The organism is Amycolatopsis arida (assembly GCF_900115565.1).
Taxonomy (GTDB): domain Bacteria; phylum Actinomycetota; class Actinomycetes; order Mycobacteriales; family Pseudonocardiaceae; genus Yuhushiella; species Yuhushiella arida.
This window is the reverse complement of the sequence record NZ_FOWW01000004.1, coordinates 1-24,368: the sequence shown is the minus strand read 5'-3', so window position 1 is coordinate 24,368 and position 24,368 is coordinate 1. Positions and strand designations below refer to the sequence as shown.

Genomic DNA, 24,368 nt, shown 5'->3' with positions numbered 1-24,368 from the left:
AGTCGGCGCCTCCATATCTCAGAACAGCAGGGGCAGCAGCGCGTGGCGGCGCCGCACGGCGGCGCCGTACCGCGCGTCCAGGCGCATCCAGGAGTCGGTCGCGGTCACCCTGACCACGTCGTCCGGCAGCGAGGAGTCCACGAAGCCCATCCCGGACAGCGCGAACAGGCACCGCATCGGCACCTTGATCTCCAGGTCCCCACCGGTGACGGTGAGCACCGTCTGGTCCATCAGCGATGCCGGCGGCGTGCCGTGCGGCCCGACGTTCTCCCTGGCCAGCGCGACACCCCGTTCGGCCAACTCCGACACCACCGCCGCGGGCAGCGCGTCCACCGGCTGCCACGTGGCCCCCGCCGGCAGCTCCGAGCGCCACAGCAGGTCCCGCGCCGGCCCGGGGTCCATCCGCGCCCCACCCGCCACGGTCAGCGCGGCGAGCAGCTCGTTGCCGGACACGGTGACGTCCGCGGGCGCGATCTCCCCGCCCACGGCCCGGGTGACCAGCACGTCGAACGGAGTGGCCACCCACGCCTCCACCACCTCGGGAGACCGCCGCCGCAGCCGTACCACGGCCTGCGCGTCGAGGCGCACCGCGCGGGCGACGAACGCGGCGAGCGTCTCCCGGTCCGCCGGGTCGGTGATCCGCAGCTCAGGCATTCACTCCCCCGTCCAACCGCCGGGCCAGGAACTCCCGCTCCCCCTCACTCAGCCGGCGCGGCCGGCCGCCGGCCACGTCGTACGGCGCCAGCACCGTCCGCGCCTCCACCGCCACACCGTTCTCAGTAGATGGTCCGTTGTAGACGGTGTAGTCGAGGGTGAACGAGGCGAACGCCAGCTCCGCCAAGGACACCTCCACCCGGACCTCCGTACCGCGGACCACCACCGGCGCCCGGTAGTCGACGGCGAGCCGGACCACCACCACGCCACGGGCGAGCCCGGTGAGCCCGGCCGCCGCAGCCTCGTCGAACAGCAGCGGCACCCGCGCCTCCTCCAGGAGGGTCACCATCTTCGCGTGGTTGACGTGCCCGAACACATCCATGTCCGACCACCGCGGCCGGACCAGCGCCACGTAACCGGCCACTACTGCACCGTGCTCCTCAGCTGCCGCGCCGCCACCGACAGCGTCGCCAGGTCGTTGCGGCCCGACCGCTCGATCTGCCTGAGCGTCACCGTCGCCCGCGCCAACCGCGACGAGTTCGCCTGCTCCCAGTGGGCGATCTTGTTCTCGACGCTGTCCTCCGGCTCGCTGTGCCGCAACGCGTCAAGGGTGATCGCCCGCAGCGAGGAGTACACGTCGTCGCGCAACGCGAGCCGCGCCAGGGCGTGCCACCGGTTGCCCCGCTCCAACGCGCTGATCGCGGTGAGCATCTTGTCCACGCCGAGGTGGTCGGACAGCGCGTAGTACAGCTCCGCCGTCTCCAACGGGCTGCGCTCGGTGTCCAACCCGACCTCGCGCTCGGCGAGCTCGGCCACCTCGATCACGTCGAGCAGGCCGTAGGTGTGCAGCAGCACCGCGGTCCGCTCGGCCAGCTCGTCGGGTACCCCGTCGGCGACCAGCCGCCCGACATACTCCCGCACCGACGCGGCCTCCCGGCCGCGCAGCAGCTCCGGCAGCCGGGGCATCAGATCACTGACCGGCTCGCCGAACCGGCTGATCTCGGCGCCCACCGCGAGCGGCTGCGGCCGATTGGTGAGGAACCAGCGGGCGGCACGGTCGAGCACCCTGCGGGTCTCCAGCACCATGGCGTCGGCGAGCCGGCTCGACACGACATTGTCCAGCGCCCGGATGTCGGCCCACAGCGCGGGCAGGTCGAACACCGACGTCACCACGGCGTGGGCCCGCACGGCGTCGGTGGCCGTCGCGTTCATCTCCTCGCCCAGCCGGAAGGCGAACGAGATGCCCGCTCCGTCGACCACCTCGTTCACCAGCAGCGTGGTGGTGATCTGCCGGTGCAGCGGATGTTCGTGGATCGCGTCGGGGAACCGCTCGCGCAGCGGCCGCGGGAAGTACTCCGGCAGCCGGCGGGAGAACACCTCGACGTCGGGCAACTCACTGGCCAGCAGCTCGTCCTTGAGGTCCAGCTTCACGTGAGCGAGCAGGGTCGCCAGCTCGGGCGAGGTGAGTCCGAGATCCGCCTTCTCCAGCGCCTTGAACTCGCCGGGGTCCGGCAACGCCTCCAGCTCCCGGTCCAGCGCGCCCTTGGCCTCCAACGCCGCCACCAGCCGCTGGTGCACCGAGAGCATTCCGGGCGCGTGCGCGCGGGCGACACCGAGCACGGCGTTCTGCCGGTAGTTGTCGGCGAGCACCAACTCGGCGACCTCCTCGGTCATCTCGCCCAGCAGGACGTTGCGCTGCTCCCGGTCCAGCTCGCCGACGTTGACCAGGTGGTCGAGCAGGATCTTGATGTTGACCTCGTGGTCGGAGCAGTCCACACCCGCGGAGTTGTCCAGCGCGTCGGTGTTGATCTTGCCGCCGTTGCGGGCGAACTCGATCCGGCCGCGCTGGGTGAAGCCGAGGTTCCCGCCCTCGGCGACGACCCTCACCCGCAGTTCGTCGCCGTTGACCCGCACCGCGTCGTTGGCCTTGTCGCCGGCGTCGGCGTGCGTCTCGTCCGAAGCCTTGACGTAGGTGCCGATGCCGCCGTTCCAGAGCAGGTCCACCGGCGCGAGCAGGATCGCCCTGATCAGCTCGGGTGGGGACAGCTTCTCCACGTCGTCGGTCAACCCCAGCGCGGCGCGCACCTGCGGGCTGATCGGGATCGTCTTCGCGCTGCGCGGGTAGATCCCGCCGCCCTCGCTGATCACCGACCGGTCGTAGTCGTCCCACGACGACCGCGGCAGCTCGAACAGCCGCTCGCGCTCACGGAACGAGGCGGCCGCGTCCGGGTCGGGGTCGAGGAAGATGTGCAGGTGGTTGAACGCGGCCACCAGCCGGATGTGCTCGGACAGCAGCATGCCGTTGCCGAACACGTCGCCGCCCATGTCGCCGATCCCCACGACGGTGAAGTCCTGAGTCTGGGTGTCCACTCCCAGCTCGCGGAAGTGCCGCTTGACGCTCTCCCACCCGCCGCGCGCGGTGATCCCCATGGCCTTGTGGTCGTAGCCGACCGACCCGCCCGACGCGAACGCGTCACCGAGCCAGAACCCGTACGCCGCCGACACCTCGTTGGCGATGTCGGAGAACGTCGCCGTGCCCTTGTCGGCGGCCACCACCAGGTAGTTGTCGTCCCCGTCGTAGCGCACCACCTGTGGCGCGGGCCGGGTGGTGCCCTCGACGAGGTTGTCGGTGAGGTCCAGCAGGCCGGAGATGAACATCCGGTAGCAGGCGATGCCCTCGGTCTGGTTGGCGTCCCGGTCGAGGCTGGCGTCGCCGGTCGGGGCCGGCGGCCGCTTGACCACGAACCCACCCTTCGCGCCGACCGGGACGATCACCGCGTTCTTCACCGCCTGCGCCTTGACCAGGCCCAGGATTTCGGTGCGGAAGTCCTCCCGCCGGTCCGACCAGCGCAACCCGCCGCGGGCCACCGTGCCGAACCGCAGGTGCACGGCCTCGACCCGCGGGGAGTACACGAACACCTCGAACTGCGGCCGCGGCTCGGGCAGATCGGGCACGGCCTGCGGGTCGAGCTTGACCGCCAGGTACGGGCGCGGGTTGCCATCGTCGTCGGTGACGTAGTAGTTGGTGCGCAGCGTCGCGCAGATCACCGCGAGCAGCCGGCGCAGGATCCGGTCCTCGTCGAGGCTGGTCACCGCGTCGATCCTGGCGTTGATCTCGGCGACCTGCGCCTCGGTGTGCTCCGCGCGCTGCTCGGCGGAGCAGCCGAGGTCGAACCGGCTCTCGAACAGCCGGACCAGCGCCGTCGCCACGTCGGTGTGCGCCAGCACGGCGTTCTGGATGTACTCCTGGGAGTAGGTGCTGCCCGCCTGACGCAGGTAGCGGGCGTAGGCGCGGATCACCGCCGCCTGCCGCCAGGTGAGCCCGGCGCGCAGCACGAGCGCGTTGAACCCGTCGACCTCGCAGTCGCCGCGCCAGGCGGCGCCGAACGCGTCCTGGAACCGTTGCTGCAGGTCCGCCTCGTCGCCCTGGCTGATCTGGTCGAGCATCTTCGGCTCGACCCGAAGCCCGAAGTCGTAGATCCAGGACCTGGTGCCGTCCTCTCGGCGCAGCTCGTACGGCCGCTGGTCGACCACCTCGACGCCCATCAACTGCAGCACCGGCAGCAGCGTGGACAGGGTCACGCCCTCACCGAGCAGGTAGAGCTTGAACCGCCGCTCCCCCGGCTCGGCCTCCTCCGGCAGGTAGAACGACATCGCCAGGTCGTCCTCGCCGGTCAACGACTCCAGCCTGCGCAGGTCGGCAAGGCCTTCCGCGGCGGAGAAGTCCTCCTTGTAGGCCTCCGGGAACACGGCCACGTAGCGTTGCCCCTGCTCGCTAGCCGACTCCTCGACCACCGCGGGCGCCACGCCGCCCTCGTTGCGCTCCCGGCGCTCCGCCAGGATCGCCTCGACCATCCGGTCGTCCCAACTGCGGATCGCCTCCGTGAGCCGTTCCTGGATCCGCAGCGTGTCCGGCTCGACCCGGCGGGACGGGTCGGTGTGCACGGTGAAGTGCACCTGGGCGAGCAACGTCTCCCCCACCCTCGTGCTGTACTCGAGGTGGGTGCCGTCCAGCTCCTGCAGCAGGACCTCCTGCATCCGCAGCCGGGACCGGGTGGTGTAGCGGTCCCGGGGCAGGAAGACCAGGCACGAGTAGAAGCGGCCGTAGGTGTCCTGGCGCAGGAACAGCCGCAGCCGCCGCCGGCCGGCCAGGGTGATCGCGCCCGTCGCGGTGGCGTAGAGCGAGTCGGTGTCGGCGGAGAACAGGTCGGCACGCGGCCAGTTCTGCAGCACCTCGAGCATCCGCTGCCCGGAGTAGGACTCCATGGGGAACCCGGCGCGGTGGATGACCTCCCGCACCCGGCGGGCCACCACCGGGATGTCCAGCACGTCCTCGTGCAGCGCCGTGGTGGTGAACATGCCCAGGAAGCGGTGCTCACCGTTGACGTTGCCGTCCTCGTCGAAGGTCTTGACCCCGATGTAGAACGGGTAGACCGGCCGGTGCACCGTCGACGGCGCGCTGGCCTGCGTCAGCACCAGCAGAGTCGGGGCCAGCGCGCTGGCGTCGGGGCCGGCGGTCAGGCTGCGCGCGGCGAGGCTGTCCTGCCGCAGCACGCCGAGCCCGGAGGCGAGCACGGCACGCAGTGCCGGCTCCTCCCCACCTGAGCCGGGGTGACCGATGATCTCGTAGCGCCGGTAGCCGAGGAAGGTGAAGTGCCCCGCGGCGAGCCAGCGCAGCAGATCCGCGCCCTCGCGCACCTCCTCCTCCGGCAACGGCGGCGGGGTGGCGTCGAGCTCGGCGGCGATGGTGTGCGCCGCCTCGATCATCTTCTCGGTGTCCTCGACGACCTCGCGCACGTCGCCGAGCACGGAGGTGAGCCGGTTGTCCAGCTCGCGGGCACGCTCGCTGTCGGTGATCCGGTCGATCTCGAGGTACATCCACGACTCGGCGGTGGCGCCGGCCGGGGGCTCGTCGACGTCCGCGTCGGGGTGGACCTCGCGCAGCTCGCCGGTGAGGTCCCGGGTGACCACCACGATGGGGTGCACGATCCGCTGGACCTGCACGCCGGCGCGGGACAGCTGCGCCGCGACCGAGTCGACCAGGTACGGCATGTCGTCGGTGACCATCTGCACGACGGTGGCCTCGCGGTACCAACCGTCGTTGGCCATCGTCGGGTTGAGCAGCCGCACCACCGGGCGGCCGGGCATCCGCCGCTGGGCCAGTTGCAGGTGGGCGCGCACCGCGCCGACGAGGCCCTCCGGGTCGTCGCCGAGGATCTCCTCGGCGGGGACGTGGCGGTAGTAGAGGCGGATCAGCTCGGCGATGTCGGGAGCGTGCTCGGCGGCGGCCTCGACGAGCTCGTCCCTGATCTGCTCCGGGCTCCGCGGGCGCCGCCGGCGGTCGCCCTGGTCGTCAGCGGCCTGCGGCTGCCGATGCGTCGTCCCCACCGAGCTCATCTCAGACAACTCTCCACTTCATGACACGACCGTGTGCCCCGACCCCGGGATCACCCTAACGCCGATGGTGGTAGGTCACCGACGGGCCCGGTCGACCGCGCCGCAAGCCGTGGCGGGGACCGGAGCTCAGTCGTCGTCGCGGTGCCGGCCGTTGACGCGACGGGGCCCGTCCAGGTCGGTCTGCTGCGCGCCGAGGCGCTTGACCAGCGCGGCGGCGCTGCTGGTGCCCGCCTTGTGCTCGGCGAGCGCCCTGGCGAGGAGCTCGGCCAGCCCGGCGCCGGGCGGTGGGTCGTCGAGCGGGAAGTCGTAACCGGTCGGCTCGGGCTCGGCGGAGTGGTCGGGGGCGCCGTTGGCGGTGCCGGAGTCGGTGAAGCCGGAGTCCGAGAAGTCGGCGCCACCGAAGCCGGAGTCGCCGTGACGGTCGGGCGCGGCGGAGGGGGCGTCCTCGGCCGTGCGGTGCTCGCGCGCGCGGGTGTACTCGGCCGCCGCGGTGCGGCCGGGCTCCGGTGCGTGCCTGGATCCGGTCTCGGCCGGCGGTGGATCCACCGGCGGATCCACCGCCGAGAACGTGAAGTCCAGGTCGTCCATCGGCGCCAACGACGGCGGCAGGCGCAGCCGGGGCAGCCACGTGTCGTTCTCCTCCGTGGCTGGTTCCGGGCCACGGTCGTCCCGCTCGGTGGGTTCGGGCGAGCCGGTACCCCAGCGCCCGCTTGGCTCGGCCTCCGTCCGGAACGTGAAGCCGGGTTCGCGGGCCCGCTCGTCGCGTGACCGGCGGCTTCCGCTCCGGTCGACGCCGGCGTCTCCTCGGGACCATTCGTCGTCGAGCCGCTCACCGCTGGGCCGGTCCGCCCCGAACCGGCCGCCATCCGAAAGCCCAGCACCGAACCGGTCCTCGCCGAACCACTCGTCACCGCGGTCGCCGCTGTCCCGTTCCCTGGCGAACCGATCGGCGCTGTCCTGGTCGCGGCCGAACCGGCCACGGTCCGACCGATCGGCGCTGTCGCGATCGTCGTGGTCCCGCTGGGCACTCAGCCGATCAGCACTTACCCAATCAGCACTTGCCCAATCGGTGCTGGGGCGGTCGAGGCCGTAGCCGGTGTGAGTCCGCTCGCCGGTGTGGACGCGGTCGTCGCGGCCGGGCTCGTCGGACTCGCTTGCCCTGCGGCGTCCCCCTGACCCCGATGTCGAGATTCCCAGCCGGTCGAGCACGGAGCGCGCGGTGACCGAGCCGTGCTCGGCGTCGTGCCGCGTGGTGCTGGTCGACGTCCCGGAGCTGCCACTCCGGCCGGTGATCGGGCGCGTCTCGCTCTCGAACCGGCGCTCCCAGGCCGGCTCGTCGGCCCCGGACCGCCGCCACGGCTCGGTCGGTGGCTCCACCTCGCGTGCGGCACGCGACGGTGCGGTGTCGTGCTGGGCCCGCCACGGTTCGGGGCCCACCGGCTCCGCCAGCTCGTCCCGGCTCCGCCACGGCTCGGCCCCGGTGGCCTCCAGGGACTCGGGCCGGGACCGCCGCCCTCCGGTGGTGGTGGCGCCGGCCGGCGCGGACACGCCACGGGGTCGCCACCCCTCGCTGTCAGCGACCCGTGCGTCAGCGGCGCGCGCGGGGTCGGTGCGCAGCCGCCACCGCTCGGCCTCGCCCGCGCGCGCCGGTTCCCGGGAAGTAACCGCGGGCGCTGTCTCGTGACGAGGCTCGGGCGCCACCTGCTCGGATGCCAGCTGCAGTACGGGCGCCACCGCCGCCGACCGCTCGGCCGCCCGCGGCGCCGGCGCGGACACCGTCGGTGCCAGCAGCTCGTCGAGGTCGACCGGCGGCTGCTCGCCGGTGCCGAACTCGCCGGCGAGCACCGCGCAGGCCTGCCGGCGGGCCCTGGCGTGAGTGTGCTCGGCGGCTCGGGACCGGCGCAGGCACCGCACGGCCTCGGCCGGCCGGTCGAGCTGCTCCTCGACATAGGCCAGCTCCAGCCACAATCTGGCGGAGAGCGCGTGCAGGCCGTGCGCCTCGCTGCTGTGCAGTGCGTCGCGCAGCAGGCGTGCGGCGGCCTCCCCGGATCCCTCCGGCAGGTACACCCGGGTCGCGACCGCCAGTCGCAACCAGCCGGCCGGCGCGACCCCGGCGGCGCGGTGCGGCTCGTCGAGGATCGGCTGGGCCAGCTCCACCGCGGTGTCGGCGTTGCCGCGGTCGAGCAGGGAACACACCAGTGCCAACACCAGCCGGACGCGCACCACCCCGCCGTCGGCCGACTTGTCCGCCAGGTCGTCCAGGAAGCCAATCCCGGTACGGGCCGCGTCCGCGGCGCCCATCAGGTCGCCGTGTCGTCTCCGGTGCGCCGACACCCCGACCCGGAGCAGCGCTCTGGACAGCAACCGGGTGTCGTCGTCGAGCGCCTCGTCGGCCAGGCACAGTCGGTCCGCCTCCAGCAGCGCCCGGTCCAGCTCCGGCTTACGCCCGAACGGCCCGAGGCAGCCGACGAGTTGGCACAGCGCGAGCGCCCGTTGTGACTGCCGTACCGCGCGAGTCGCCAGCACCGGTCGCAGCGCCGCCAGCCCGGCCAGCGGGAGCCCGACGCTGCGCGCGCACAGCGCGAGATCGGTCCGCAGTTGCGCGGCGGTGGCCTCCTGACCGCTGTCCTCGGCAGCGCGCAGGGCCGCCACCGCCCTGCCGACCGTGGGGGCACGCACACCCAGCCGCACGCTGGCCAGGACCACCAGGCCCTCCGCTCGCACCCACAGCTCGTTGGAGCCCGCCGCCTCGGCCAGCGCCGCCGCACGCTCCCCGAGGACCAGCGCCAGCTCAGGCGCCCGCAGGGTCAGCCCGGCGGCCTGCTCGAGCAGACGCTCGACCCCACCGCGGTCGCCGGCACCGGAGGCGGCGTCCGCGCCGGCTGTCGGACCGGCCACGGCGCCTGGCCTGGTGTGCTTGCTGGCTACCACGGGGGGACTCCGCTCGGTCTGGGTTCTGGCGTACTCGCTCAGCGGTGCCTAGGAGTACCACGAACCGTTCAGTCGCGGGTGAGCTTGCGGTGCGTGACCCGGTGCGGGCGCGCCGCGTCCGGCCCGAGTCGCTCCACCTTGTTCCGCTCGTAGCCTTCGAAGTTGCCCTCGAACCAGAACCACTTGGCCGGGTTCTCGTCGGTGCCCTCCCACGCCAGGATGTGCGTCGCCACCCGGTCCAGGAACCACCGGTCGTGGGAGATGACCACGGCGCAGCCGGGGAACTGCTCGAGCGCGTTCTCCAGCGATCCCAGCGTCTCGACGTCCAGGTCGTTGGTCGGCTCGTCCAGCAGGATGAGGTTGCCGCCCTGCTTGAGGGTCATCGCGAGGTTGAGCCGGTTGCGCTCGCCCCCGGACAGGACCCCCGCCGGCTTCTGCTGGTCCGGACCCTTGAAGCCGAACGCGCTCACGTACGCCCGCGACGGCATCTCGGTATGGCCGACGTGGATGTAGTCCAGCCCGTCGGAGACGACCTGCCACACCGTCTTCTCCGGGTCGATCCCGGCCCGCTCCTGGTCCACATAGGACAGCTTGACCGTCTCGCCGATCCGGACCGTGCCGGCGTCCGGCTCCTCGAGCCCGACGATGGTCTTGAACAGTGTCGTCTTACCGACGCCGTTCGGACCGATCACGCCGACGATGCCGTTGCGCGGGAGGGTGAACGACAGGTCCTCGATCAGCACCCGGTCATCGAAGCCCTTGCGCAGGTGCTCGACCTCCACGACCACGTTGCCCAACCGCGGGCCCGGCGGGATCTGGATCTCCTCGAAGTCCAGCTTCCGGGTCTTCTCCGCCTCGGCGGCCATCTCCTCGTACCGCTCCAGCCGGGAGCGCGACTTGGTCTGCCGGGCCTTGGCGTTGGAGCGCACCCACTCCAGCTCGCTCTGCAGCCGCCTGGCCAGCTTGGCGTCCTTCTTGCCCTGCACCTCCAATCGCTCGCGCTTCTTCTCCAGGTACGTCGAGTAGTTGCCCTCGTAACCGATCACTCGGCCGCGGTCGATCTCCATGATCCACTGCGCGACGTTGTCCAGGAAGTACCGGTCGTGGGTCACCGCCAGCACGGCGCCCGGGTACTTCGAGAGGAACTGCTCGAGCCACAGCACGCTCTCCGCGTCCAGGTGGTTCGTCGGCTCGTCGAGCAGCAGCAGGTCCGGCTTCGACAGCAGCAGCTTGCACAGCGCCACCCGCCGCCGCTCACCGCCGGAGAGGTGGGTGACCGGCTCGTCGCCCGGCGGACAGCGCAGCGCGTCCATCGCCTGCTCGAGCTGCGAGTCCAGCTCCCAGGCGTCGGCGTGGTCGAGCTCCTCCTGGAGCTTGCCCATCTCCGCCATCAGCTCGTCGCTGTAGTCGGTGGCGAGTTGCTCGGCGATCTCGTTGAAGCGGTCGAGCTTCACCTTGATCTCGCCGAGCCCCTCCTCCACGTTGCCGCGAACCGTCTTGGCCTCGTTCAGCGGGGGTTCCTGCAGCAGGATGCCGACCGTGGCCTCCGGCTGGAGGAACGCCTCCCCGTTGCTCGGCTGGTCGAGCCCTGCCATGATCTTGAGCACGGTGGACTTGCCCGCGCCGTTGGGACCCACCACGCCGATCTTGGCGCCCGGGTAGAAGGCGGTGCTGACGTCGTCGAGGATGACCTTGTCCCCGACCGTCTTGCGCACCTTTTTCATGGTGTAGATGAACTCGGCCATGCCTGCGATCGTAGAGCCGCCGTGCGCGCGCCTTCACGGCGGTCACCGTCGAGCCGTCCCGGTCGCCGCGGTACTCGCCCTTCACCACCTCCTTTCCACCGCTGAGCACGGCCGCCGAGGCCTCCGGCGGCCGTCAGAGCCCCCCGCCGAGCACCCGGCGGGCTACACCGCCGCCGGAGCCGGCGCGGCACGGTCGGTGGCCTTCGGCGGGCCCGGGTCGGACGCCGGAGGGCCGTCCCGGCGGTGCCGCTGCACGACCGTGGCGCACCGGCCGAGGTTGGGCCCGACGGCGTACGCGTCCAACTCGGTGATCGTGCGCCGGCCGCCGTCGGCACCGTCGAACTCGCTGGTGTAGAGCCGGCCAGTGACGATCACCGGGTCACCCTTGCCCAGCGACACCTGGACGTTGTCCGCCAGCCGTCGCCAGCACGAGACCCGCACGGAGAGCTGCCGGCCGTCGACCCACTCGCCGGTGTCCCGGTCGAACCGCCGCTCATGGCTGACCACCCAGAAGCTGGTGACGTCGTCACCGGTGGACACCCGCCTCCGGGCCAGGTCACTGGTCACCGTGCCGACCAGTGCCACCGTGGTCTCCCCAACCGCCATCGTCCTTCTCCTCCGTCTCGGCTGTCGCTCGGAGCCGCTGCCCTTCCCGAGGGTCGGAGCGGCTACTGGTCAGCGTGCCCGGCCGGGAGGCGGCGTGGGGCGGCCGCGGCGAATCTGTGGACGACCGGAGGCGATGTGGACAACCTGCGGGTCGGCGGGCCTCGGAACGGCGTTCCTGTCGGTGGGGTGTGCTACCGGGTACGGCTCACTCGCGGGGGCGGCCCTGGTCGGCGAGCTTCTTGAGCATCGCGTTGTACGCGGCCAGCTCCGCGTCGCCGCTGGCCGCCTCCCGACGGTCGGTGCGGCGCGCCTCGCGCTCGTCGGCGCGCGCCCACTGCACCAGCAGGGCGATCAGGACCAGGACCACCGGCCCCTCGCCGGAGGCCCACGCGATGCCGCCGCCCAGCCGCTGGTCGGCCAGCAGGTCCTGGACCCACGGCAGCCGCAGCGAGCGGTAGAAGGTCTCGCCGATGACGGTCTGCATGCTCATCAGGATCACGCCGAAGAAGGCGTGGAACGGGATCGCCGCGAACATCAGACCCAGCCGACCGATCGGCGGGAGGCGGCGCGGGGCGGGGTCGACCCCGATCACCGGCCAGAAGAAGACGTACCCGGCGAGCAGGAAGTGCGCGTTCATCGCCAGGTGGGCCCAGTGGTAGTTGAGCGCGGAGTCGAACAACCCGGAGAAGTACAGGATGTAGAAGGAGCCGACGAACAGCACCAGTGCCACCAGCGGGTGGGTGAGCACCCGCGAGACCGGGGAGTGCACGAACGCCAGCAGCCACTCGCGCGGCCCGGGAGGCGCCTTCCGCCCGGCCGGTGGCAGCGCCCGCAGCGCCAGGGTCACCGGGCCACCGAGCACCAGCAGCACCGGCACGACCATCGAGAGCAACATGTGATTGCCCATGTGCACGCTGAACATCGCCGGCGCGTACCGGCCGATGCCGGACGAGGTCGACACCAGGAGGAGCGCGCAGCCGGACACCCAGGCCAGGGTGCGGCCGACCGGCCACCGGTCCCCACGGCCACGCAGCCGGCGCACGCCGAGCAAGTACAGCGCCGCGAGCACGATCGCCGCGGTGCCGTAGACCAGGTCGAACCGCCAGTCGAAGAGCAGGCGGGCCAGCGTCGGCGGGGCGTGCAGGTCGTAGCCGATCAAAAGCTCGGTGGTGGACGGTTGGTAGCCGATCTCCTCCGGCGGCGGTGTCCTGGCCAGCGCGGCGGCGAGGCCGATCGTCACGAACATCACCACGATCTCGACGGCGGCCAGCCGGAGCAGTTGCCCGCCGCCGGCGCCGTCGACAAGGCCGCGCACACCACGCTGACGCTGCTGGTGGCCGAACACGCCGAGCACGCCCAGTGCGGCGATCTTGGCCAACACGAGCAGGCCGTAGTCGGTGGTGAACAGGTGCTCCGGTCCCATCCGGACGACCGCGTTGAGCACCCCGGAGACGGCCATGACGATCCAGCACACCAGCGCCAGCTTCGAGAAGCGGCGCGCGGCCAGGGTGAGGTGCCTGCCCCGCCGCCATCCCAGCGCGAGCACCGCCACGAGCCCGCCGACCCACAGCGCGGCCGCCACGAGGTGGTACAGCAGGCTGTTGGTGGCGACGTCGTGCGAGCCGCCGCTGGCGGAGTGCCCGGTGACGGCGATCGGGACCAGCCCGCCGACGGAGAGGAAGAACAGGGCCGTGGTCCAGCCCCAGCTCAGCACGAGGCGGCACCCCAGCGCGAGCAGCAACGCGATCAGCGCGGTGATGAGCCACGCCTTCGGCTGCTCGATGGCGTCCACGAGGCCGACCAGCACCTCCGGCGACAGCACCCGGGTGACCGGACGGCCGGCGCCGTCGGCGGCGCTGAACACCACGGAGGCGAGCGCCGCGACGCACCACACCCACGCCGCCACGCCGGCGATGCGGACCGCGGCGTAGCCGTCGGCGGCGAGGGTGCCCGACCGTTGCGGCGGCACCAGGAACGCGGCGAGCAGCAACGCCCCGATGCACACCACGGCGGCGGCCTCGGCGACCACCCTGACCACGGTGACGCCGTAGCGGGTGACCACGCCGGGGTCGGTGAGCCCGGCGATGACGTAGCCGGCACCACCGGTCAGCGCGACCAGACCGATGGCGACGAAGGCGGCGAGTAGAACGCAGACCAGGAGCAGCGGGAGCGTGCTGGCCCGGCGGGCGGCGCCGGTGGTCGGGGATCCTTCCGGGGACACCCCACGAGAGTAGGCCGAGCGCCGAGCGCGGCTCCTCTCGCCCGGTGCCCTCGGATGCGGTGGATCTCTCCGCCGGGGTCGGGAAGGGGTCCGTCAGGCGCGTCCCGAGCAGCGGGTGGCGGCGCGCTCCCTGGCCAGGGACCGGCCGGCGGCGGTGGCCGCGGGCGCGATGAGCGCGGCGATCAGCCCGACGGCCACGAACGACGTGGACAGCGAGGTCAACTGGGCGATCCCGCCGATGAGCGGTGGCCCGGCGAGGAACCCGGTGTAGGCGATCGCCGTGACGAAGGCGATCTCCCGCTCTCCCCCGGTGCCGTCGCCCCGCCGCCCCGCCTCACCGGCGAGGCTCAGCGCGACCGGGAAGGACGCCGCGAGACCGGCCCCGGCCAGGACGAAGCCGGCGTAGCCCGCCGCCGCGACGGGAAGGAGCGCGGCCGCGAGGAGTCCGCCGCCGGCGCACACGGCGCCACCCACCAGGACCCGCGTCGGCCCGAAGCGCGCGTGGGTCCAGCCGCCGGCAAGCCGGGTGACGGCCATGGCCAGCGAGAACACCGAGAAGGCCAGCGCCGCGGCGCCCTCCCCGACGCCGTGCTCGGTGACCATCAGCAGTGCCGACCAGTCCGAGCTCGCGCCCTCGGCGATCGCCGAGCACAGCGCGACGCCGGCGAGCAGCCACAGCGCCGGGCGCCGGATCGGAACCGCCCCGGCGGCGGGCGGCGGCTCGGCGGAGTGCGCCGCCCGCGGCGCGACACCCGGCAGGGGCCGCAGCACGGCCAAGAGCACGGCGACGGCGACCACCGCCGCGACGGTGAGGTGCCGTGCCGGCGACCAGCCGTGCCCCGCGGCCAGCGCCGCCGCACCCGACCCGACCAGCGCGCCGAAGCTGAAGCCGGCGTGGAAGATCGGCATGACGGGCCGCTCGACCCGCCGCTCGACGGCCACGCCGGCCACGTTCATCGCCACGTCCAGCATCCCGACCGACGCGCCGAGGCCGACCAGCGCGGCGCCCAGCAGCGGCACCGACGGCGCGGCGCCGAGGCCGGGCAGCAACGCGCAGGCCACCAGTGTCGAGCCGGCGATCACCGCGCGGGCACCGAACCACTCGACCAGCCGCCCGGTGACCGCCGCCGCGAGCAGCATGCCGACGCTGGCGCCGAGCAGGGCGAGCCCGAGCGCGCCGGGTTCGGCGTCGGTCTGGTCGGCCAGGGCGGGCACCCTCGGCGCCCAGGACCCCAGCGCCCCTCCGTTGAGCGCGAACACCAGGATCACCGCGAACCGCTGTGACACCACGGACCTGCCCCTTCCGCCCGGTGAGACTCCGCTCCCAGCGTGTCTTAAGCGCTTCAGAATGTCCACCCGACCTAGACTGCGGCGATGACCGACGGGAAGCGACGCCGGCCGACGCTCGATGACGTCGCCGCGCTCGTCGGCGTGTCCAGGGCGACGGTGTCCAACGCCTACAACCGGCCGGACCAGCTGTCCGCCCGACTTCGGGAGGAGGTCCTGCGCGCGGCCCGGCAGCTCGGCTATCCCGGCCCGAACCCGACCGCGCGGAGCCTGGCGACCCGGCGGGCCGGCGCGATCGCGTTCATGCTCGATACCGGGCTGTCCGCGGCGTTCTCGGACCCGGCCCTGTCCATCACCCTCGACGCCCTCGCCAGCCGGGTGGACCCGGAGGGGCACGCGTTGCTGTTGCTGCCCGGCGGGGACGACGGGGGCCCGCGCGCCGAGCGGGTGCTCAGCGCGCAGGTCGACCTGGCGGTGGCCTACTCCCTCGCCGACGGCGCGCCGGCGTTGCGGGCGGTGCGAGACCGGCGGCTCCCGCTGGTCGTGATCGACCACCCGATGGTGCCGGGATCGGCCAGGGTGGGCATCGACGACCGGGGCGGTGCCGCGGCCGCCGCCCGCCATCTGGTGGAACTGGGGCACCGCCGGTTCGGCATCGTGTCGGCGCAGTGCCTGTCCACGCCGCGCGAGGGACCCTTGACGGTGGACGAGGCGCTGCGCAGCCGGTTCCGGGACAACCGCGAGCGGCTGACCGGGTACCTGGAGGTGCTGGCCGCTGCCGGCGTACCGGCCGGGTCGGTGCCGGTCTGGGAGACCTCGGGGCTGTCCCGCGAGCAGGCCATGGGCGCGGTCCGGGCAGTTCTCGACCGGGAGCCGCGGCCCTCCGCGCTGCTGTGCATGTCCGACGAGCTCGCGGTCGCCGCGCTGACGGTGGCCCGGGAGCGGGGGCTGGCGGTACCGCGGGACCTGTCGGTGGTCGGCTTCGACGACACCCCACCGGTACGGTGGACTGAGCCGCCGTTGACCACCGTGCGGCAGGACCTCACCCGCAAGGGCGAGATCGCGGGTGAGCTGGCGCTGCGGTTGTTGGCCGGGGCGCGGCCACCCCGCGCGACGACGCTGGACGTCGAGTTGGTGGTGCGGGAGTCCGCCGGCCCGGCACCGAGTTAGCACGCTGGGTTTTCTCCTGCAACCACTTCCGGCAATCTGTGGACAACTCGAACCCGAACAGGTGACTTCTTTCCAGTTGTCCACAATCCTCGAATTCCCTCTTGGCTTCCCCTCCCCCGGCCCTGCATATTTGCTCCAGCGCCCCATTCCGGACCACAACAGGGGGACCACGACGATGATGAGGAAAATCCCGCGACTGTCCCGAGCTCTCGCGCTCACCGGGCTCGCCCTGCTCGCCGGCGCCGGCCCCGTGTCGGCCGCCCCCGCCGCGCCGGACCCGGTCACACCGCCGGGTTTCGACTGCGCGCCGGGCGAGTTCTGCGCGTGGGCGAGTGAGCTCTACGCGGGCACGCCGGCCCGATACGACCTCCGTAACACGAACCCCGAGGAATGCGTTCCGTTGAGCGAGGGGATTGCGGCGAAATCCTTCGTCAACCGCATCGACCGGGACGTCACCGTCTATCAGGACGAGGACTGCGCCACCGAGGCGGACTTCACGACCTATCCGGGTGGTGGCACCTTCGTGCCGCAGGCTCCGTTCCTCGTGCGCGCGATCCAGATCTGGAACTGAGCCTCCTGAACCGGGCCGGTGTCGTTCTTCCTGGGGACACGACACGACAACCGGCCCGAGAAAGGGTCGTGCCCCGACACGACCCGCCCGCGGGCGCGCCCGCACCTGGTCACCGGGTGCGCCCGCGGGTCTTTCCCGGGGTCCGGTGGCCATCGGTCGGGGACATGCCCCGCCCTGGCGGCGGTGGCCACCGGACCCACCGGCCGGCGTCGTGCGGTCCGGCTGACGCGGTCACGCCGGCTGGCGCTCCTCGAGGGTCGATGCCGGCCGGGTGAGTTCGGCGGCTACCGCCGAAGCCGGGCGCACCGAGGCAAGGCCGTGCCAAAAGGTCGGGTGCGCCGAGGTCAGCGGCGACACGGACGACACCGCGCATGACGGATGGAACAACGACAGGCAGGGAGCATCGACATGGCACACCCATCCGGGGAGCAGCACCCCGGACTCAGCGCAGCGGCGGACACGGCTCGGCGGCGGCCGCTGGTTCTCGACCACGTGATGGCTCGCCACCCCGGCGTCGGATTGGCGGGACCGGCCACCGCGGGTGATGGGTCCGGGCGTCCCCCGCAGCGACCGCGGTGGTCGGCAAGGTGCTCGCCGCCGGTCCCCCGATCAGCACGCCGACGACCGGGACCGGAGCGGCCAGCGGACTCCGGATAACGGCACCCGAGCGGAAGCGCCACTGGTCCGGCCTGGGCGGGCGGCGACGGCGGGTCACCGCACGAGGCTGCCTCGTCCCGACCCGTCCGTCTCGGACTGGGGCCACCTCAGCCCGCGCCGGTCTCCGGCGCTCGGCCTTTCAGCTCGTGGAAGCCCGGCACCCCGGTGACGAGCAGGACCCCGTCCCACAGCCGGCCGGCGCGTTCGCCGTGCGGGACCTGGGACAGGACCGGGCCGAACATGGCCGGCCGGCTGCCGTCCGGACAGGTGACCGCCAGCACCGGGGTGCCGGTGTGGTCGCCGACCAGGCGGACGCCGTCCTGGTGCGAGGCGCGCACCGCGTCGTCGTACTCCTCGGTGGTCCCGGCCTCGGCCAGCGAGGTGGGCAGGCCCGCCGCCGCCAACGCGGTCTCCAGGTCGCCGATCCAGTCCTGGCCGACCCGGTCCTGGTCGGCCCCCGACCAGAGCTCAGCGTAGAAGCGGCCGAGCGCGTCGTGACCGTGGTGTCGCGCCACCGCGGCGCACACCCGAACCGGAACCCACAGGTAGCCCTCCGGATCACCCTCGGGATCGTCGTCGCGATGCTCGTTGAGGACCGACAGGCTCATCACCCGCCAGCGCACGTCGACCGGGCGCACGGTCGTCACCTCCACGAGCCACCGCGAGGTGATGAAGGTATAGGGGCACGAGGGGTCGAACCAGAAGTCCGCGATCCAGCGGTCGGCCATGCCCGAACCCTACGCCCGCGAACGACGGCCCGGCCTCACCCGAACCGGAAGCGGAACCGGAACCGGAAGCGCAGCCTCATCCGAATCGGAAGCTCTCCGGTGGCCCGAGATAGCTCTCCCGGAGATCACCGGTGTCCACCACGAGCTTCCGCAGCACCACGGTCGGGTCGGCCATCCAGAACGTGACGGTGTGCACCCCAGGGGAGGTGATGACATGCCGCGTGACCGTGCGGTTGACGTTGTCCGACGTGTTGCGCTCCCACTGCTTGTTCATCGCCGTGTCGTCGGCGCCGGTCGCCTCGGTGACGTTCACGACCTGCGGTGGCTGGTCGTCGATCGGGATGGCGTACTCGAGCCCGTTCGACGACACCGTGTCGTTGCGCGGCGACAGGTACGCCCACACCTCGCCCGGTCCGGTGGTGAACACGTTCATCCGGTACTCCAACCGTGGTCCGTCACCACCCGGGGTCTGGGCCGGCGCGGTGACAGGGAACGGTTGGCCTCGACGAACCCCGCCGGCCGGGTTCCCGACACCTTCCGATTGTCCACAATGGCCTCGACCACCAGCTCGGCGCCGTCCGGCCCGGACACCCTGATCGGCACCCGGCTGGTGCCCTTCGGCTCCCGGGACCAGTCGACCCGGACGGTGGCACGCACCTGCTGGTCGACCCGGCCGCCGCTCGGCTCGACGAGCACCCACGGCTCGGCGGGCGCGATCCGGTAGTCGAACGGGACCGTTCCGCGGTTGAAGACCTCGATGTACTGGGCCGGCTGGGTTTGGTACGGGCTGAACATCGGCAGCACCGGTAGGCTGTCCGCCGCCGGCCACCAGTCCGCCGATCCGTCGACTGCCACCCCCATGTCGGCCATCGGCGGCACCTCGATGCGTTTCGGCGGTGGGAAGACGGCGTCCGGAGCGCCACGTGGTTCCGGGTCCGCGGCTGCTGCCACGGCGCGTCCGGCCCGTAACGCTCGACATCCCCGTAGCCGATCTTCGGTTGCGTCTGGAAGCCGTTCCACTTCCCGCCGGCCAGCGTGTTGTCGTAGTAGTCCGACATCGCCTGGTCCTCGGCGAACCGGGCACCGGTGGCGTCGGCGAGGTCGTTGGTCGCCGCCCGACCCTGCTCGGCGTAGCGGAGGTTGGTGAACTCGGCCTCCCGCAGCGCGTACAGGTTGGCCGTCGCCCTCACCTGGTAGAGCACCAGCTGGTAGTAGGCATTCCGGTGGGATGCGGGCAGCGCGGCGCCGATCCGCTCGGCCCTGGCCGCCAGCCGTTGCCACTCCTCCGTGACCCGCTCCCGCTCACGATAGTCGACGTGGTTGAACGGGTCGGCCTCGTCGTCGCAGACGACCGCGGTCGGGTCGGTCGCGAGATCCTTGGTGGGGTCCACGCTGATCCTCCCGTTGAGCAGTTCCGGCTTGCGCCGGGACTGCAGCGTGCCGTAGGTGCGCAGGACCTCGGCGACGGCGCCGGCGTGCTCCGGCCCGAAGTTCTCCGCGGCGTAGCGCCGCTCCCACTCGCCGAGCCGCTCGACCGGCCACCGGTGCTGGTCAGGCTGGTCGTCCCGATATCCCGTTCGTCGATCGCCACGATCGGCATCTACACGGCGTCGCAGGCGTGGAACGGCTTCCTGTTCCCGCTCGTGCTCACCCTGACGCTGTGGGAGTACCAGACCCAGTTCGCCGGTCGCTCACCAGCGGCTTGATGGGGATCGGTGGGAAGTGAGACCGCGCCACCCTGACCCGCGAGTTCGACAGCGTGACCCCCGAGAACGAGATGAAGTGGGAGAGCCTCGAACGCAACCGCGGGCAGTACCACGCGCGGCGGAACGGCAAGTCCCTTCGTGGTCACACGTTGGTGTGGCACAGCCAGCACCCGAGCTGGTTGAACAACCTGTCGGCCGACGAGCTGCGGACGGTGGTACGCAACCACATCACCACGGTGATGAGCAGGTACCGGGGTCGGATCCGGGCGTGGGACGTGGTGAACGAGGCGTTCAACGAGGACGGTTCGCGGCGCAACTCGATCTTCCAGCAGAAGCTGGGTGACGGCTAGGTCGCCGAGGCGTTCCGCTGGGCGCGGCAGGCCGATTCCTCGGCCAAGCTGTACATCGACGACGACAACATCGAGGGGCAGAACGCGAAGAGCAACGCGGTGTACAACCTGGTGCGCTCACTGCGCCAGCAGGGAGTCCCGATCAACGGCGTGGGCCTCCAGACGCATCTGACCATCCAGTACGGCTTCCCGAACGACCTGCGGTCCAACCTGGAGCGGTTCGTCGCGCTGGGCGTCGCCGTGGCGATCACCGAGATCGACGTGCGGATGCCGTTGCCGGTCGACTCGTCGAAGCTGTCCACTCAGGCCGACTACTACAAGCGGGTGTGGGACACCTGCCATGCGGTGTCCCGCTGTGTCGAGTTCACCACGTGGGGTTTCACCGACCGGCACTCGTGGGTCCCCGACGCCTTCAACGGTCAGGGTGCGGCATGCCTGTTCGACAGCAGCCTGAGGCCGAAGCCCGCCTACACGAGGATCAACCCGTAGGCGCTGCCGGCAAGGCCGGGGAGGGTGGCGCGGCGCGGCACCGCCCTCCCCGGCCGGCACCAGGCGCGTGCAGCGGCTGTAGGGGCGCCGGTCGGAGCCTCCTCCCGGCGATCACCGCCGGCCACTCGCACAAAACCAGCGGACGACTGGTCCATCCGGCGCAACCACCGTTACCCACCCTGGACGAAGGGGAAGTCGGGCTTGTCCACTCGGCAACCCACCTCCCCCCGGCCCGGTCCGGTTCGCCGCGAGGGCCGGCCCCCCTCCGGTCGGCCCGCTCCGCCGACGAGCTCCTCACCTGCGATAATGGGGGTTGGCCACGCCGCCACCCCGAGCAGCTGTGACGCAGGCCTCATCCGGGCTTGCCAGCGGTGAAACGCTTTGCCGCGATCGGACGATCGACAAGATGTGCCGACTAAGCTGGGGGCATGCGGGTGGCCACCGGCAGTCGGCCGCACCGGCCCTCGTAGCTCAGCTGGATAGAGCAAGAGCCTTCTAATCTCTAGGTCGCAGGTTCGAGTCCTGCCGGGGGCACACAGCAGATGGGAACAGGGGGGACGAGTCGCTGAGCGCCTCGTCCTTCTCGTTCGCGTCGGTGCTGGTGCTGCCGTGGTTCTTGCGCTTTGGCTTCGTGAAGGGGAGTACCACTCCGCTCTCGTGTGTGGTCTGCTGAAGCGCTGGGAGCGTCTCGCCACTCAGCGTGATGCGGCAGACGGCGGTGTTGTCGGTCTTGTTGTAGTGGATCTCCAACCTGAGCGCTTCGAACAGCGCGAGGTCGAGGTTGAGTCGCTCCGCGATCGCCTCGTAGCTGAGTCGCTCGGCAATCCGCCAGTCGTAGATCTTGCGGACGACCGCGGCCTCGATCGGCTCCTTGACGAGCTTGCTCTTGGTCCGCGGACCGTTCCGACCCTTCCCTCGATTACCAGACCTTCCTCGCCCTGTCTGCTCGGCGCTGCCCTTGTCGGACGCGTGCTCGTCGTCGGAGTCCTGCTTGTCGAGCCGGACCTGGACGGTGCGGTAGCCGTAGCAGGCTTTGCCGACGTTGTAGCCCTGATCGGTGTGGGTCTCGAACCCGTCGCGAGCCCGCTTGATCATGTCCAGCGCGTACCACTCAGCGATGCCCTGCTTGACCCGTCGGGTGAGCACCGTGGTCGGGTCGATGAGCATGTCGGTATCGAGCCGAATGGGCTCATCGGCGGCCCACAGTCCGACGTTGGCTGACTGGAGGCGGTGCTCCACGAGCGTGCCGTAGTAGGCCCGACGTGCGATGCGGTCGATCTGTTCGCAGATGACTGCTTGGAAGCGTCGGTTGGGGTTGGTTGCCTCTTTGAGCAGATCGTGGATGCCGCCATCACGCGGGATGGGGATGCCGAGCCGCTCGTGACGATCGCCCCGGCCGCGCACATCGAGGTCTTTGCGTCCGGACTCGACGTCGTAGAAGTACGCGACGATGACACAGCCCTCGGGCAGCGCTTCCTGCGAGATGCGCAGCTGGCGCAGCAGCGACCCGACGGGGTCCTGCTGGTCGTCGGTGGAGGTGCGCCCGAGGAACGCGACTGGGATCAGGGCAGGCGCGGCGGTGACCGCAGCCGAGTCGAAGCCGTCCCAGCCGGAACGGTACGGGCCGGAGACAGCGCTCAGGCCGCCTTGCTGGTTGAGCCATTCCTGGGTTGCCTCTGGGCCAGCCATTGCGTCACCTCCATGAGTACCTGGGCCTGTTCGAGCCGGAGTCGTTCGGCTTCGGCGCCTTCGGCAATGCGAATGTCCAGCCGCATCTCTGGGTCGGCGGCTGGTTCGGGAAAGCGGTCGTTCGTGGGGGTCATCGAAGCGTCGGCCATTCCGGACAGCTGAGCCCGAGTCGGGAGAAGACCAGTGCGTTGGGTGCGAGTTGCCGGGTCAGAGACAGGTCGTCGGCGAACGCCAAGGGCACGTTGGCCGTGCTCGCCGCGCGTAGAAGTGGGTGTCGCAGGCGAGGCTGGCGTGGGAGGCGACCGAGCGCGGCACAGACGATCGTGGCGAACTCGCGGTCCGGATCAGCGATCCTGATAGCGAGCTCCCGACAGTCACCGCGTGGCATGCCGAGTTGGGACTCGATGTCGTGGACGTTGAGGCGGAAGCGGCCGCCGAGGGTATGCGGGGGCGTCGTAGAACCACTGGGCCATCGCGCCGGACTCCGCCGCTACCGCGCTGCAAGCGCGGTAGCGGCGGGACACGTCCGTCCCGGCTCTCTCGCCGGTGTGGTTGGTACATCCATAGACGGCGGGCCGCATACGCGTCGGCCCGGAACCAGTGGTTCGGCTCACGACTCCATCCCTTCGTCGGTGCAAGCCACAGCGGCTCCAGGCCGTATCGAGCACTGCGCGGCACGCGACGGCGCGCCGCGGCCGCAGGCAATGTGATCAGGGCCGTGATCGGTAGTAGTACTAGCACCCCCAGCCAGACCGCGCTCGCCGACATACCCGTCGACTACCTCGCCCTCTACCAGCAGGCCGCCACCGCATGTCCCGGCCTCGACTGGTCCATCCTCGCCGCGATCGGAAAGGTCGAGTCCGACCACGGTCGCAGCACCCTGCCCGGCGTCGCCGAGGGCACCGAGAACTCTTCCCACGCACGCGGTCCCATGCAGTGCCTCCAGCCCACGTTCGACAGCGTCATCGCCCGCCACCCCCTTCCGCCAGGCGGACACACCCCGCCATCTCCCTGGGACAAGCACGACGCGATCTTCGCAGCCAGCTTCTACCTCTGCGACAACAACGTCAGCCACGGCTTGCACGCCGCGATCTTCGCCTACAACCACGCCGGCTGGTACGTCGACGAAGTCCTCGCCCAAGCCGCCCTCTACCGCGACGCCGCGCCCAGCAGCGGCCCACCCGGCCAAGCCGCACAGGCCGCCGTGGCATTCGCCCACGCCCAGCTCGGCAAACCCTACGTCTGGGGCGGCGACGGCGATGCCGAAGGCGGATTCGACTGCAGCGGCCTCACCCGCGCCGCCTACCAAGCAGCCGGGGTCACCATCCCGCGCACCGCGCGAACCCAACACGACGCCGGCCCGCTGCTCCCACCCAGCACACCACTGCTACCAGGTGATCTGGTGTTCTTCGGCACCAGCCCACACACGATCACTCACGTCGGCATCGCCATCTCCAGCACCCACATGATCAACGCCCCCTACACCGGCGCCGTCATCCGCATCGACCCCATCGGCCACTACCGCGCCGCAACAAGACCAGCCCAGGGGGCAGCAACATGAGACCGGATGCACGTTCCCAGGATAGGCAGACCGAACACCAGCCTCATCCCCTGAGGCGACCCGACGACGGTTTCCGGCGAGCGTACGCAGAGTACAACCCTGTAGTCCTGGTGCTGGAACGCTAATGGCGTCGATATCGACCTGCCTCCTTCTCAACCATTTTCGATGTGGACATTGGGCAAGCCGGCCACTGCGTGCGCAAGTTTCCTGTGCGCCCGTGTCACCAGGGGGCCGTACTGGAACACCTTCGGCTTGATGCCAATCTCCACACGAGCACCAGTGCCTTCCGCTGATACGACGACAGGGTAAAAGAAGCCCCAGGTGAAAGCGGTCGGCCGTGACGAAAGGATCACCAAGCCGCGGAAGGGGTCGACGTCCTCGACTGAGTAGCCAGACGGGCACTCCTGCGAGAGTAGGGCGTACACAACATCCGGTGAGGCTGCTGAATGCAAGACGATTCGCCGGGTGGTCATCGTGATGGTCGTCACTGAGCCCTTCCGGGTCAGGGCCACCAGCAACATCACGCCGACAGCAACTATCATGATGGCTACTGTGATGAGAATGGTTACGAGGGAATCCACGCTGTGGGGTATGCTCGATTACTCT

17 protein-coding genes, 1 tRNA gene and 1 pseudogene are annotated in these 24,368 nt (G+C 71.2%); 8 read left to right on the top strand and 11 right to left on the bottom strand.

Going from position 1 to position 24,368, the window contains the following annotated elements; all coding sequences use genetic code 11:
- Positions 1 to 18: 18 nt before the first annotated feature.
- The 8 genes from BM051_RS13190 to BM051_RS13155 form a co-directional block, all read right to left on the bottom strand.
- The gene (locus BM051_RS13190) at positions 19 to 654 is read right to left on the bottom strand and encodes a DUF8010 domain-containing protein (RefSeq protein WP_092530436.1); all 636 of its coding nucleotides are present in this window, start codon (positions 652 to 654) and stop codon (positions 19 to 21) included.
- Positions 647 to 1,036, bottom strand: coding sequence for an acyl-CoA thioesterase (locus BM051_RS13185; protein WP_092530859.1), 390 nt, complete (start codon positions 1,034 to 1,036; stop codon positions 647 to 649). The genes BM051_RS13190 and BM051_RS13185 overlap by 8 nt, the downstream gene beginning before the upstream one ends.
- Before the next feature lie 41 nt (positions 1,037 to 1,077).
- A complete protein-coding gene (locus BM051_RS13180; protein WP_092530435.1) occupies positions 1,078 to 6,051 on the bottom strand; it encodes an NAD-glutamate dehydrogenase in 4,974 nt (1,657 codons plus the stop codon).
- A gap of 126 nt (positions 6,052 to 6,177) precedes the next feature.
- A complete protein-coding gene (locus BM051_RS13175) occupies positions 6,178 to 8,949 on the bottom strand; it encodes a hypothetical protein (RefSeq protein WP_092530434.1) in 2,772 nt (923 codons plus the stop codon).
- Positions 8,950 to 9,050: 101 nt separating this feature from the next.
- Entirely contained in the window at positions 9,051 to 10,727 is a 1,677-nt protein-coding gene (gene ettA / locus BM051_RS13170) for an energy-dependent translational throttle protein EttA (RefSeq protein ID WP_092530433.1), read from the bottom strand.
- 162 nt (positions 10,728 to 10,889) lie between these two features.
- Positions 10,890 to 11,333, bottom strand: a complete 444-nt coding sequence (gene ssb / locus BM051_RS13165; protein ID WP_092530432.1) for a single-stranded DNA-binding protein — start codon at positions 11,331 to 11,333, stop codon at positions 10,890 to 10,892.
- A gap of 205 nt (positions 11,334 to 11,538) precedes the next feature.
- Entirely contained in the window at positions 11,539 to 13,554 is a 2,016-nt protein-coding gene (locus BM051_RS13160; protein ID WP_092530431.1) for a bifunctional copper resistance protein CopD/cytochrome c oxidase assembly protein, read from the bottom strand.
- Positions 13,555 to 13,647: 93 nt separating this feature from the next.
- A complete protein-coding gene (locus tag BM051_RS13155; protein ID WP_092530858.1) occupies positions 13,648 to 14,841 on the bottom strand; it encodes an MFS transporter in 1,194 nt (397 codons plus the stop codon).
- 87 nt (positions 14,842 to 14,928) lie between these two features.
- Here BM051_RS13155 and BM051_RS13150 point away from each other — a divergent pair, with 87 nt between their 5' ends.
- Together BM051_RS13150 and BM051_RS13145 are read left to right on the top strand one after the other, a co-directional pair.
- A complete protein-coding gene (locus BM051_RS13150) occupies positions 14,929 to 16,011 on the top strand; it encodes a LacI family DNA-binding transcriptional regulator (protein WP_092530430.1) in 1,083 nt (360 codons plus the stop codon).
- A gap of 175 nt (positions 16,012 to 16,186) precedes the next feature.
- Positions 16,187 to 16,582: a peptidase inhibitor family I36 protein gene (locus tag BM051_RS13145; protein WP_092530857.1), complete on the top strand. Its 396-nt coding sequence runs from the start codon at positions 16,187 to 16,189 to the stop codon at positions 16,580 to 16,582.
- Positions 16,583 to 17,346: 764 nt separating this feature from the next.
- Here BM051_RS13145 and BM051_RS13140 read toward each other — a convergent pair.
- From BM051_RS13140 to BM051_RS29885, 3 genes are all read right to left on the bottom strand, one after another.
- The gene (locus tag BM051_RS13140; protein ID WP_092530429.1) at positions 17,347 to 17,967 is read right to left on the bottom strand and encodes a mycothiol-dependent nitroreductase Rv2466c family protein; all 621 of its coding nucleotides are present in this window, start codon (positions 17,965 to 17,967) and stop codon (positions 17,347 to 17,349) included.
- A gap of 76 nt (positions 17,968 to 18,043) precedes the next feature.
- Positions 18,044 to 18,412, bottom strand: coding sequence for a hypothetical protein (locus BM051_RS29890; RefSeq protein ID WP_243859606.1), 369 nt, complete (start codon positions 18,410 to 18,412; stop codon positions 18,044 to 18,046).
- The gene (locus BM051_RS29885) at positions 18,397 to 18,837 is read right to left on the bottom strand and encodes a hypothetical protein (protein ID WP_092530427.1); all 441 of its coding nucleotides are present in this window, start codon (positions 18,835 to 18,837) and stop codon (positions 18,397 to 18,399) included. Before BM051_RS29885 ends, BM051_RS29890 begins: the two co-directional genes overlap by 16 nt.
- A gap of 446 nt (positions 18,838 to 19,283) precedes the next feature.
- Here BM051_RS29885 and BM051_RS29880 point away from each other — a divergent pair, with 446 nt between their 5' ends.
- The 6 genes and pseudogenes from BM051_RS29880 to BM051_RS30340 all read left to right on the top strand — a co-directional run bounded on the left by BM051_RS29880 (position 19,284) and on the right by BM051_RS30340 (position 23,762).
- Positions 19,284 to 19,673 (top strand): hypothetical protein, encoded by a 390-nt coding sequence (locus BM051_RS29880; protein WP_092530426.1) that lies wholly within the window; start codon positions 19,284 to 19,286, stop codon positions 19,671 to 19,673.
- Between the two features lie 32 nt (positions 19,674 to 19,705).
- Positions 19,706 to 20,512: pseudogene (locus tag BM051_RS13120) on the top strand (endo-1,4-beta-xylanase).
- A 460-nt stretch (positions 20,513 to 20,972) separates the two neighbouring features.
- Positions 20,973 to 21,046: transfer RNA gene (locus BM051_RS13115), tRNA-Arg, on the top strand.
- Between the two features lie 75 nt (positions 21,047 to 21,121).
- On the top strand, positions 21,122 to 21,733 hold the full coding sequence (locus BM051_RS29875) for a hypothetical protein (RefSeq protein WP_243859605.1): 612 nt from the start codon (positions 21,122 to 21,124) through the stop codon (positions 21,731 to 21,733).
- A 117-nt stretch (positions 21,734 to 21,850) separates the two neighbouring features.
- Positions 21,851 to 22,363 carry a hypothetical protein gene (locus tag BM051_RS29870; protein WP_243859604.1) on the top strand — a complete coding sequence of 171 codons (513 nt, stop codon included), beginning with the start codon at positions 21,851 to 21,853 and terminating at the stop codon, positions 22,361 to 22,363.
- A gap of 556 nt (positions 22,364 to 22,919) precedes the next feature.
- Positions 22,920 to 23,762, top strand: a complete 843-nt coding sequence (locus tag BM051_RS30340) for a C40 family peptidase (RefSeq protein WP_341770817.1) — start codon at positions 22,920 to 22,922, stop codon at positions 23,760 to 23,762.
- The last annotated feature ends 606 nt before the right edge of the window (positions 23,763 to 24,368 follow it).

What these genes read in the sequence shown, in the direction of transcription:
- BM051_RS13190 (WP_092530436.1), bottom strand. Translation starts at nt 654, where the DNA reads ATGCCTGAGCTGCGGATCACCGACCCGGCGGACCGGGAGACGCTCGCC.
- BM051_RS13140 (WP_092530429.1), bottom strand. Translation starts at nt 17,967, where the DNA reads ATGGCCGACCGCTGGATCGCGGACTTCTGGTTCGACCCCTCGTGCCCC.
- BM051_RS29885 (WP_092530427.1), bottom strand. Translation starts at nt 18,837, where the DNA reads ATGGCCGACATGGGGGTGGCAGTCGACGGATCGGCGGACTGGTGGCCG.
- ssb (WP_092530432.1), bottom strand. Translation starts at nt 11,333, where the DNA reads ATGGCGGTTGGGGAGACCACGGTGGCACTGGTCGGCACGGTGACCAGT.
- BM051_RS13145 (WP_092530857.1), top strand. Translation starts at nt 16,187, where the DNA reads ATGATGAGGAAAATCCCGCGACTGTCCCGAGCTCTCGCGCTCACCGGG.
- ettA (WP_092530433.1), bottom strand. Translation starts at nt 10,727, where the DNA reads ATGGCCGAGTTCATCTACACCATGAAAAAGGTGCGCAAGACGGTCGGG.
- BM051_RS13150 (WP_092530430.1), top strand. Translation starts at nt 14,929, where the DNA reads ATGACCGACGGGAAGCGACGCCGGCCGACGCTCGATGACGTCGCCGCG.
- BM051_RS13185 (WP_092530859.1), bottom strand. Translation starts at nt 1,036, where the DNA reads ATGGATGTGTTCGGGCACGTCAACCACGCGAAGATGGTGACCCTCCTG.
- BM051_RS13180 (WP_092530435.1), bottom strand. Translation starts at nt 6,051, where the DNA reads ATGAGCTCGGTGGGGACGACGCATCGGCAGCCGCAGGCCGCTGACGAC.